10 protein-coding genes are annotated in these 10,111 nt (G+C 71.6%); 7 read left to right on the forward strand and 3 right to left on the reverse strand.

The window, feature by feature from the left end:
* The first annotated feature begins 92 nt into the window (after nucleotides 1–92).
* From ACFV57_RS17170 to ACFV57_RS17195, 6 genes are read left to right on the forward strand one after another with little or no spacing between them, the layout of a single operon-like run.
* The gene (locus tag ACFV57_RS17170; protein ID WP_385232035.1) at nucleotides 93–350 is read left to right on the forward strand and encodes a hypothetical protein; all 258 of its coding nucleotides are present in this window, start codon (nucleotides 93–95) and stop codon (nucleotides 348–350) included.
* On the forward strand, nucleotides 347–835 hold the full coding sequence (locus tag ACFV57_RS17175; protein WP_385232037.1) for an MrpF/PhaF family protein: 489 nt from the start codon (nucleotides 347–349) through the stop codon (nucleotides 833–835). The genes ACFV57_RS17170 and ACFV57_RS17175 overlap by 4 nt, the downstream gene beginning before the upstream one ends.
* Entirely contained in the window at nucleotides 828–1,139 is a 312-nt protein-coding gene (locus tag ACFV57_RS17180; RefSeq protein ID WP_385232039.1) for a hydrogenase subunit MbhD domain-containing protein, read from the forward strand. The genes ACFV57_RS17175 and ACFV57_RS17180 overlap by 8 nt, the downstream gene beginning before the upstream one ends.
* Complete coding sequence (gene mbhE / locus ACFV57_RS17185) at nucleotides 1,136–1,996, forward strand: hydrogen gas-evolving membrane-bound hydrogenase subunit E (RefSeq protein WP_385232041.1); 861 nt, start codon at nucleotides 1,136–1,138, stop codon at nucleotides 1,994–1,996. The genes ACFV57_RS17180 and mbhE overlap by 4 nt, the downstream gene beginning before the upstream one ends.
* On the forward strand, nucleotides 1,993–2,340 hold the full coding sequence (locus ACFV57_RS17190; protein WP_385232044.1) for a sodium:proton antiporter: 348 nt from the start codon (nucleotides 1,993–1,995) through the stop codon (nucleotides 2,338–2,340). Before mbhE ends, ACFV57_RS17190 begins: the two co-directional genes overlap by 4 nt.
* Entirely contained in the window at nucleotides 2,337–4,223 is a 1,887-nt protein-coding gene (locus ACFV57_RS17195) for a complex I subunit 5 family protein (RefSeq protein WP_385232047.1), read from the forward strand. Before ACFV57_RS17190 ends, ACFV57_RS17195 begins: the two co-directional genes overlap by 4 nt.
* 71 nt (nucleotides 4,224–4,294) lie before the next feature.
* On the opposite strand, the gene ACFV57_RS17200 is transcribed toward ACFV57_RS17195, so the two are convergent.
* From ACFV57_RS17200 to dhaK, 3 genes are all read right to left on the reverse strand, one after another.
* A complete protein-coding gene (locus ACFV57_RS17200; protein WP_385232050.1) occupies nucleotides 4,295–4,711 on the reverse strand; it encodes a PTS-dependent dihydroxyacetone kinase phosphotransferase subunit DhaM in 417 nt (138 codons plus the stop codon).
* Nucleotides 4,708–5,289, reverse strand: a complete 582-nt coding sequence (gene dhaL, locus ACFV57_RS17205; RefSeq protein ID WP_385232083.1) for a dihydroxyacetone kinase subunit DhaL — start codon at nucleotides 5,287–5,289, stop codon at nucleotides 4,708–4,710. Before dhaL ends, ACFV57_RS17200 begins: the two co-directional genes overlap by 4 nt.
* 181 nt (nucleotides 5,290–5,470) lie before the next feature.
* Complete coding sequence (gene dhaK, locus ACFV57_RS17210) at nucleotides 5,471–6,457, reverse strand: dihydroxyacetone kinase subunit DhaK (protein ID WP_385232086.1); 987 nt, start codon at nucleotides 6,455–6,457, stop codon at nucleotides 5,471–5,473.
* A 962-nt stretch (nucleotides 6,458–7,419) separates the two neighbouring features.
* Here dhaK and ACFV57_RS17215 point away from each other — a divergent pair.
* Nucleotides 7,420–10,111: LamG-like jellyroll fold domain-containing protein (locus tag ACFV57_RS17215; RefSeq protein WP_385232053.1), on the forward strand; the 2,692-nt coding region annotated here is incomplete at its 3' end.

Below are 10,111 nucleotides of genomic sequence, written 5' to 3' on the forward strand. Positions count from 1 at the left end.
GTCCGGATGGCCCGTTCGGCGCGGTTTGTCCATCGTGGGGGTGCCGCATGAGAGCCTGACGGCCGGGTACGGGCGAGGCCGGAGGTGGGTGCATGTCCGGTGCCGGGAAGCCGTCCGGGGCGACGGCGGCGGCCGTCGAACTGACCGTCTGGTGGGCCGCGCTGGCCGCGCTGTGGCTGACCCTGATCGGCGGCCCGGACCTGCTGGAGTGTCTCGTCGGTTCGGCGGCCGCCCTGCTCGCCGCGTGCGCCGCCCGCGCGGCCCGCCGCGCCGCCGTCAACGGCGCCGCCCCGCCGTCCGGTTCCGCCGGACGCGCGCGCACCGGCCCGGAGGAAGGCCGGCCACGGTGAACGGGTGGCTGCTCGCCGCCGCGCTCCTGCTCGTCGTCGGCTTCGCCCCCACCGTGTGGGGCGCGGCGAGCGGCCCCGTACGGCGCCGGGTCATGGCGCAGAACCTCGCGACGCTCGCCGGCTGCCTGATCATGCTGCTGCTCGCGCAGGGCTTCGCGCGCCCCTCCTACGTCGATCTGGCCCTGGTCCTCGCCGTCCTCGGCCCCGCCGGGACACTCGTCTACGGGCGGCTGCTCGCCGACGAACTGACCGGGCGTCCGGCGCGCGACCGCGTCGCACGCGCCCTCGACCGCGCCATGACACCGCTCGCCGTGATCTTCGTACCGCTGGTGGTGCTGCCGCTGTGCGTCGCCGCCGGTCCGGGCCGGGCGATGGCCAAGCTGCTGGTCGTCGGAGCCCTGCTGGTCGGCGGCAACGTCGTGTCCACGCGCGTGCTGTCCGGGCGGCACGCCCCCGGGCGGGAAGCCGGTGCGGCCGATGACTGACGTCCTGATCGTGTCGGCCCTGCTGCTGGTCGCGGCGGCCGCGACCGCCGCCGTCCTGGCCCGCGACCCGGTCCGGCAGTCGACCGTGCTGGCCGTCCTCGGCCTCGCCCTCGCCCTCCTCTTCGCCGTCCTCCAGGCCCCGGACGTCGCCCTGTCCCAGCTCGCGGTCGGCTCCGCCCTCACGCCGCTGATGCTGCTGCTCTCCGTACGGAAGGTGCGGCGCAAGGGACGGGGGGACGGCGGCCGGGGGCGGGCCGGAACCGGGGGAGCGGCCGGCGAAGCGCGTCAGGAGGGGCGGCGGTGACCAGACGCGTCCGGATGTGGGTGCTGGCCGTCGGCGGCGCGGGCCTGGCCGGGCTGCTGTTCGCCGCGAGCCTGGAGCTGCCGGAGTTCGGCGGCGACCGGCATCCGTACGGTGTCCGCGCCGTCGCCGCGGCCCTCGCCCGGCACACCTCCAACGTCGTCGCGGCGGTCAACTTCGACCAGCGGGCGTTCGACACCCTCGGCGAGGAATCGATCCTGTTCTGCGCGGCCCTCGGCACCGTCGTCCTGCTCCGCCAGACCCGCGACGAGCACCGGGTCCGCCCCCAACCGGCGCGCGTCGCCCCACCCGTACGCCGGTACGCGCTGGTCGCGCTCCCCGTCACCCTGCTCATCGGCCTGTACGTCGTCGCGCACGGCCAGCTCAGCCCCGGCGGCGGCTTCCAGGGCGGAGTCGTCGTCGCCACGGCCCTGCACCTGCTCTACATCGCCGTGGACTACCGCGCCCTGGAGCGGATCAGACCGGTCGGCCTGTACGCGATGGCGGACGCGGCGGGGGAGGCCGCCTACCTCCTGCTGGGCGCCGCCGGCCTGGTCGCCGGCACCGCCTACCTCACCAACTTCCTCCCGTACGGCACCTTCGACACGCTCGCCTCGGGCGGCACCGTGCCGCTGCTCAACGCCGCCGTCGGGGTGGAGGTCGCCGCCGGGGTCGTGGTGCTGCTGGCCTCCTTCCTCGACCAGGCGGTCGAAATCGCCGACCCGGACGAGGACACGGGCGGCGACCCCGACCACGCCGACCACCCCGAGCACGCCCGCCCCGGAACTCCCCACGCCCGCTCCCGGCCCGCCGAACCCACCCGCCACGACCATCCCCCGCCCGAGGAGGGGCCGACATGAGCGTGCTGCCGTATCTCGTCGCCGGCTGGATCTTCCTGATCGGCTGTTACGGGCTGGCCACCAGCCGCAACCTCATCCACGCCGTCGGCTGCCTCGCCGTCTGCCAGGCGTCCACGTACGTCCTGCTGCTCGCCATCGGCTACCGGGACGGCGGCACCGCGCCGGTCTTCTCCGACCTGGAGCCCGGCAGCCGCCCGCTCGTCGACCCCGTCGTCCAGGCCCTGACCCTCACCGACGTGGTGGTGGGCGCGACGGTCACCGCGCTGCTGCTCGCCCTCGTCGTCCAGGTGGGCAAACGGCACGGCACCGTGAACCCGGACGAACTCTCGGAGCTGCGCGGGTGACGGCGGCCGGCACCCTGACCGCCTCCGCGGCCCCGGTCCTCACCCCCGCCGCCACCCTCCCGCTGATCGTCGCCACCCCGCTGCTCGGCGCCGCGGTCCTGGTCGCGGCGGGCCGCCGGATGCCGCGCCGGGCCGCCGAGATCGTGGGCACCGTCTTCGCGGCGGGCGCCGCCGTGCTCGCCTTCTCCGTCCTGCTGCGCGGCTCACCCCAGGGCGAGCCGGGCGCCCGCGCCGTCGAGTGGCTGGGCGGCTGGCACCCGCAGGGCGGCGCGGGCGTCGGCATCGCCCTGGTCGGCGACCGGGCCGGCGTCGGCCTGACCGCCGTCACCTCGCTGCTCGTCGTCGCCGTCCTCGCGTACTCCTGGCGCTACTTCGACGAACCGCCGCACCGCCAGGCGGGCACCTTCCCCGCCCTGGTCCTGATCTTCCAGGCGGGCATGTGCGGCTTCGCGCTCACCGGCGACCTGTTCAACGCGTTCGTCTTCTTCGAACTGATGGGCGTCGTCGCGTACGCGCTCACCGGCTACCGCGTCGAAGAGGCGCGCGCCGTACAGGGCGCGCTCACCTTCGGCGTCGTCAACTCGCTCGGCGGCTACGCGACGCTGCTCGGCGTCGGCCTGCTGTACGGACGTACCGGCGAACTCGGCTTCGCCCAGATCGGCGCCCGGCTGGCCGCCCACCCCGGCGGCCCCGACCTCCTCGTCCTGACCGCCTTCGTGCTCGTCCTGACCGGCCTGCTCGTCAAGGCCGCGGTGGTCCCCTTCCACTTCTGGCTCCCGGACGCGCACGCGGTGGCCCCCACCCCGGTGTGCATGCTGCTGTCCGGCGTCATGGTCGAACTCGGCGTGTACGGCACGGCCCGCGTGTACTGGACCGTCTTCGCGGGCCCCGGCGGCATTCCCACGGCCGACGCGCACCGGATGCTGCTCACCCTCGGCACGCTCACCGCCGTCGTCGGCGCGCTCATGTGCTGGCAGCAGCGCCACCTCAAACGACTGCTCGCCTTCTCCACCGTCGCGCACACCGGCCTGTTCCTCATCGGGCTCGCGGTCATGACACCGCAGGGCGCGAGCGGCACGGCCCTGTACGTCCTCGGCCACGCGGGCGTCAAGGCCGCGCTGTTCGCCGCCATGGGCATCCTCCTCGACCGCTTCCGCAGCGTCGACGAACGCGAACTCCACGGCCGCGGCCGGGAACTGCCCCTGGTCGGCGTCGTCTGCGCCGTCGGCGGGCTGGCCCTGGCCGGACTGCCGCCCTTCGGCACCGGACTGGGCAAGGCCGTCACCGAGGAAGCGGCGGGCGGCTGGCCGGCCGCCCTGTTCGTAGGGGTGTCGGCGGTCACCGGGGGAGCGGTGCTGCGCGCCGTGGCCCGCGTCTTCCTGGGCCTGGGCGTACGGCCCGACGCGGCCGAAGCGGCGGATTCCCGCGAGGACGAGACCAGCGGCAGGAACGAGCAGCCCGAGACCAGCGGCCCGCTGAGCCGCATCCCCGACACCATGCTCGCGGTACCGGTCGCCCTGCTGGCGGGCGCGCTGGCGGTGGGCGTCGTACCGGGCCTGCACGAGGCGGTCGGCCGGGCCGCGGACGCCTTCCTCGACCGGGCGGGCTACGCCGCCGCCGTCCTGCACACCCCGTCGGCCGCCCCCGTACCGACGCCGGGACCGCACTGGACCCCGGCGGGCGTGGCACTCGGCCTGCTGTCCGCCGCCCTGGCCTGCGGGCTCGCCGGGTGGGCCGTACGCCGCACGCGGGGCCCGGACCGGCCGGCCCGCTGGACCGCCTCCGTCCGCCGTCTGCACTCCGGGCACATCGGCGACTATGTGGCCTTCGTGCTGGCGGGCATCGTCCTCGTAGCGGCACTGCTCCTGCCGGCCCTCCATTGAGAAGTCAGGAGAACGCACGAGCGGACCGGGGGCGCCTCCTCACAGGCCCCCGGTATCTCCTCCGCCCTCCCTCACTCCTTCCGGTACGAGTACGCCTCCGCCGCGGCCGCCGCGACCGCGTCCAGATCGGCCCCCGCCGAGGCGGTGACCACGGCGGCCACCGCGCCCTCGACGAACGGCGCGTCCACCAGCCGCGTGCCCTCCGGCAGCTCGTCGCCCTCGGCGAGCAGCGCCTTGACGGTCAGCACGGCGCTGCCCAGATCCACCAGGACGGCGACGCCCGCGCCGCCGTCCACCGTCCGGGCCGCCTCCGTGATCAGCTCCGCACTGGTTCCCAGACCGCCGTCCGGAGTGCCGCCCGCCGGTGCCACCGGAGCCTGGGCACCGCCGCCCGCCAGCCCGACCGCCAGCCGCGCCACCGACTCGGCCACCGGCCCGCTGTGCGACACCAGCACCACGCCCACGTACGAGGAGTCCGCGCCGCTCACCGCGCACCCTCCTGGTCCGCCGTGTCCGCCAGCGCCCGGATCAGCAGGGCGGACGAGGCCGCCCCCGGGTCCTGATGGCCGATGCTGCGCTCACCGAGGTAGCTCGCCCGGCCCTTGCGCGCCTGGAGCGGCACCGTGGCCACGGCCCCCCGCCCGGCCGCCTCGGCGGCAGCGTCGAAGGACGTGCCCAGGGCCTCCACGGCGGGGTCCAGCGCGTCCAGCATCGTCGCGTCACCGGGCGCGGCACCGCCCAGCTGGGCCACCGCGTCCACGCCGGTGCGCAGCGCCGCGCGCAGCTCGTCGGCGGTGACGCTGCCGGCCTCGCCCAGCGCCTTGCCCGTACGCCGCAGCAGCGTCCCGTACAGCGGCCCCGAGGCGCCGCCCACCGTCGAGATCAACTGCCGCCCCGCCGTCGTCAGCACCGCGCCGGGCGTCCGCGGCGGCTCGGCTTCGAGCGTCTTGGCGACGGCCGCGAAGCCACGCTGCAGGTTGCTGCCGTGGTCGGCGTCGCCGATGGCGGAATCGAGGTCGGTGAGGCGGGCCGCTTCCCGTTCGACGGAGGCGGCGGCCGCCGTCATCCAGCGCAGGAAGAACCCGGCATCCAGTGCCGTCTCGGACACGAACTGCTCCTTAGGTCGTACGTGTGCGGGTGGTCGTCACGTGATCCACGGAGGTGCCCCTACCCAGGTGCGGGCGCGAAAGTGCGGACATGTACGTACGCGAACAGGGCCGCCCGCCCGGGCGGGCGGCCCGCGCCGATCAGCACCCCCACCGCAGCCCCGGCGTCCGCACCGGCGCGTCCCACAGTCGCAGCAGCTCCTCGTCGGCCTGGCACAGCGTCACCGAGCAGCCCGCCATGTCGAGCGAGGTGACGTAGTTGCCGACCAGCGTACGAGCGACCGGCACACTCCGCTCGCCGAGCACCCGGTGCACCTCGGCGGCGAACCCGTACAGCTCCAGCAGCGGCGTGCCGCCCATGCCGTTGACCAGGGCCAGCAGCGGCTGCCGGGGGTCGAGGTCCGCCAGCACCGCGTCCACCGCGTAGTCCGCGATCTCCCGGGAGGTCATCATCGGCCTGCGCTCGCGTCCCGGCTCGCCGTGGATGCCCACCCCCAACTCCAGCTCACCGCTGGGCAGCTCGAACATCGGCCCGCCCTTGGCGGGCGTCGAACACGCGCTGAGCGCCACACCGAAACTGCGCGACGACTCCACGACCTGGCCGGCCAGCGCCGCCACCCGGTCCAGTGGCGCGCCCTCCTCGGCCGCCGCGCCCGCGATCTTCTCCACGAACAGCGTGGCGCCGGTGCCACGGCGCCCGGCCGTGTGCAGCGAGTCCGTCACCGCCACGTCGTCGTTCACGAGCACGCTGGCGACCTGCACCCCCTCGTCCTCCGCCAGCTCGGCGGCCATCTGGAAGTTCAGCACGTCACCGGTGTAGTTCTTCACGATGAACAGCACTCCCTCGCCGCTGTCCACCGCCGCCGCGGCCCGCACCATCTGATCGGGCACGGGCGAGGTGAACACCTCACCGGGACAGGCGGCATCCAGCATCCCCGCCCCGACGAAGCCACCGTGCAACGGTTCATGCCCGCTCCCACCCCCCGAGACCAGCGCCACCTTCCCCGCCACCGGCGCGTCCCGCCGCACGACCACCCGGTTGTCCACATCCACGACCAGTTCGGGATGGGCCGCGGCCATACCGCGCAGGGCGTCGGTCACGGCGGTTTCGGGAACGTTGATGAGCATCTTCACGGGGGCTCCTCGGCTGCTCGAAGAAATCGGCGGTGACATGCGATGTTGCAGGTCAGAGGTGGTAGGAGGGCTGGTTGGCGCCGGCGGTCCCCGGCGGTTGGCGGCGGACTCCGGCGGTGCTGACGCTTACTTTTCCGGTGCGTGCCAGTCACTGAGTGGGTCACTCAGCGTGACGGCCTCAGGATATGCGGCGCCGGAGATGGTGCAAGGGCTGGAGGGCGGAGGGCGCGAGTCCTGTCCGCGGTGACTTCCGGGGCGCGGTGTGACGAACTGCGACCCCGACGGTGTGCCGGGCGGGGATGTCGAAGAGCTCTTGAGCATCGGAGAACTTGTCGGGCTTGCGGGCGACGTTGAATCGTGACTCCCAATTCGCCGCGCCTGGACCGGAGTCGATGGGTCTGACGAGGTGTCCGTTGTCGGTGGTGAGTTCTCCGAGGGGCTGGTCCATGCGGTTCGGGCGGGACGCGGTGGGCTTTCGCGGAGATCCCGGGCGTGTTGCTGCTGGGCGGGACGTCCGCCTGTGATGTTGCGGAACTGTCCTTCTCTGTGGGCGAGTTGAGTATTCCAATGGCCGCCACGTTTCGCGATTGGACACATTGCCATCGCGAACGGGGCTCAATCTTAAGTGAGTTGGGGCCGCCGGACCGTTTCCGGAGATTCTTGCCGAGATCGGTGGGACAAGGTCGATCGACTCCACCTCCGGTCGTGCGCATCGGTACGCGGCCGGGGCCCGCTAACGGACCCCCGGGCCCGCACCGACTAGAAGATCATCACGAGAGCGGCCTTTAGAAGAACTTGACACTCTGTTATCCAAGGGAATATATGTTCGGTGCGCGCCGATGGCATTGGGGGCCGTGGCAGGGGGGATCGGCACGAGTTCGCCGTGACGTGCGCCCAGCCTCAGCATGCTCGAAACCATTTTGGTGCGGGCATGTCTGATCGTTGGGAGTTCATGTATGAGATGGCGTGACACTTTTGGCCGGCCGGTAACCATGACGCTGGCGGCGTCGGTTGCGATGTCTGCCTGGTTCGGCGGGCCGATGGCCGCAGTTGCGCAGGCGGCACCTGCGGATGAAGCACTTGTGGAGGATTTCGCTTACCCGGATCGGGACAAGCTGCTGGCCGAGAAGGGCCTGAAGCTGGTATCCGGTGACGGCAATATCATGCTGGCCGACTGTAAATCCGATGGCGGTCTGGTGCGTATCAACAGTCGCACCAGCGGGGACGTGTGCTTTGCCGTATCCGGAGCCACGGGTTACCTTTCCATGGAAATCGAGCGGACCTATCTCGCCAAGTCCGATGACGGCGACGTCGTGGCGACGGTCCGCACCGACGATCCCCGTACCAACGGTTCAAAGGTCGAGAAGGTCGATCTGGAGCCCGGCAAGTGGAAGTCCCTGGGTGAAGGTCTCGATCCCAAACTCTCCTCCACCCTGCTGGAACTCAGTGTCGGCCAGGGAAAGCCCGGACCGGAATTGTCCGGCGATTCCGCACGCCCGTGGCTGGCTCGCGTCACGGTGAACCAGCCGGGGCACAAGGGCGGACGGAACTGCAGCGCGGCTCTGGTCGACAGCAGCTGGATTCTCACCGCGGCCGGCTGTTTCAGCGGATCCGCCGCGAAGTCGGCACTGGGCGAGGGGGCGCCGAAGGGCAGCGTCACAGCGGTCTTCGCCGGGAAGGCTCCGGTGAAGATCAACTACCTGGTGCCGCGTGACGACCGCGACGTCGTGCTGGCCCGATTGGCCACCCCGGTCAGCGGTATCACCCCCGCCACGCTCGCCGGCAGTGCCCCTGCCGACGGCACCGCCCTGGAGGCCGCCGGGTACGGCCGCTCCGACACCGCCTGGGTGCCCCGCGGCCCCCACGCGAGCAGGACGACTCAGGCCAAGGCCACCGACACGGAGGTGGAGCTGACCGGCGGCCGGATGTGCAAGGGCGACGCCGGTGGGCCGATCGTCGATGGCAGCGGTCGCATCACGGCAGTACAGAGCCGCGCCGACCACGCGGGCTGCCTGGGGCAGTCCGGCGAGGGCAAGAGCGCGACCGCGGCCCGCACCGACAACATCACCGAATGGCTCGACGCGGGTGTCTCCAGCACCAAGGACCGGTTCAGCCTGGATGAGGCAGCCGGTTCGCGGCGTGTGTCGGGGGGCGCTTCCGGAGAGGTCGTCGCGGAGCTGGGCGGCGGCGCCGAGTCGGGTGCCGCGGGGAAGTCCGGTTCCGCGCTGCGTCTGGACGGGACGTCGGGATTTGCCGCGACGACCGGTCCGGTGGTGGACACGACGAAGTCGTTCTCCGTGGCGGCGTGGGTCAAGCTGGACGACAAGGACAAGAACTACACCTTCTTGTCCCAGGCCGGCGACCGCGCCAGCGGCTTCCAGGTCTACTACTCGCAGCACTACGACAAGTGGGTTCTCAACCGTCACGCCACGGATACGGACGACACGAAGATTGTCCGTGCGATGAGCAAGGACGTGGCCAAGGCGGGTGCGTGGACTCACCTGGCAGGCTCGTACGACGCGGCCAAGCAGACGCTGTCGCTGTTCGTGAACGGCAAGCTCCAGGAATCGGTGAAGTTCACGACTCCGTGGCGGGCCAAGGGCGGACTGCAATTGGGCCGACTGCTCTACAAGGGGGCGTGGGCTGAGCATGCCCACGGTCTGATCGATGACGTGCGCACGGTGCAGTCGCCGGTGGCCGAAGCGGATGTGGCGGCCATGTCCCGCGGCGAACTGCCCGCACACCTCAAGGAACTGGCCTCCTTCTCTTTGGATGAGGGTGTTGGTTCGCGGCGTGTGTCGGGGGGTGTTCCCGGGGAGTTTGCCGCGGTGTTGGGTGGTGGCGCCGAGTTGGGTGCTGCGGGGAAGTCCGGTTCTGCGTTGCGTCTGGACGGGACGTCGGGGTTTGCCGCGACGGCCGGTCCGGTGGTGGACACGACGAAGTCGTTCTCCGTGGCGGCGTGGGTCAAGCTGGATGACAAGGACAGGAACTACACGTTCTTGTCGCAGGCCGGTGACCGTGCCAGCGGTTTCCAGGTCTATTATTCGAAGGCTTACGACAGGTGGGTCTTCAACCGTCATGCCACGGATACGGATGACACGAAGATTGTCCGTGCGGTGAGCAAGGATGTGGCGAAGGCGGGTGAGTGGACTCATCTGGCGGGTTCGTATGATGCGGCGAAGCAGTCGTTGTCGTTGTTTGTGGACGGCAGGCTTCAGGAGTCGGTGAAGTTCACGGCTCCGTGGCGGGCCGAGGGTGGTCTGCAGTTGGGCCGACTCCTCTATAAGGGGGTGTGGGCTGAGCATGCGCAGGGTCTGATCGATGATGTGCGTACGGTGCAGTCGCCGGTGGCTGAGGCGGATGTGGCGGCGTTGTCGCGTGGTGAGGTTCCGGGGCATGTGCAGGAGCTGGCTTCTTTTGCGCTGGATGAGGCGCGGGGGTCGGTGCGTGCCGGTGGCGGTAAGAATGCGGGTGCGGTTGCTTCGGTTGCCGGGGGTGGGGCAGAGCTGGGTGTTGCGGGCAAGGTGGGTACGGCGCTGCACCTGGACGGGACGTCGGGGTTTGCGGCGACGGCCGGTCCGGTGGTGGATACGGCGAAGTCGTTTTCGGTGTCGGCGTGGGTCAAGCTGGACAACAAGGACGGGAACT

Origin of the sequence: Streptomyces sp. NPDC059788, from assembly GCF_042732265.1 — a bacterium.
Lineage (GTDB): Bacteria > Actinomycetota > Actinomycetes > Streptomycetales > Streptomycetaceae > Streptomyces.

Bases quoted from the DNA above. Each gene is read 5' to 3' on its own strand.
- ACFV57_RS17170 (WP_385232035.1), top strand. From the start codon at position 93: ATGTCCGGTGCCGGGAAGCCGTCCGGGGCGACGGCGGCGGCCGTCGAA.
- ACFV57_RS17180 (WP_385232039.1), top strand. From the start codon at position 828: ATGACTGACGTCCTGATCGTGTCGGCCCTGCTGCTGGTCGCGGCGGCC.
- ACFV57_RS17190 (WP_385232044.1), top strand. From the start codon at position 1,993: ATGAGCGTGCTGCCGTATCTCGTCGCCGGCTGGATCTTCCTGATCGGC.
- dhaL (WP_385232083.1), bottom strand. From the start codon at position 5,289: ATGACGGCGGCCGCCGCCTCCGTCGAACGGGAAGCGGCCCGCCTCACC.
- dhaK (WP_385232086.1), bottom strand. From the start codon at position 6,457: ATGCTCATCAACGTTCCCGAAACCGCCGTGACCGACGCCCTGCGCGGT.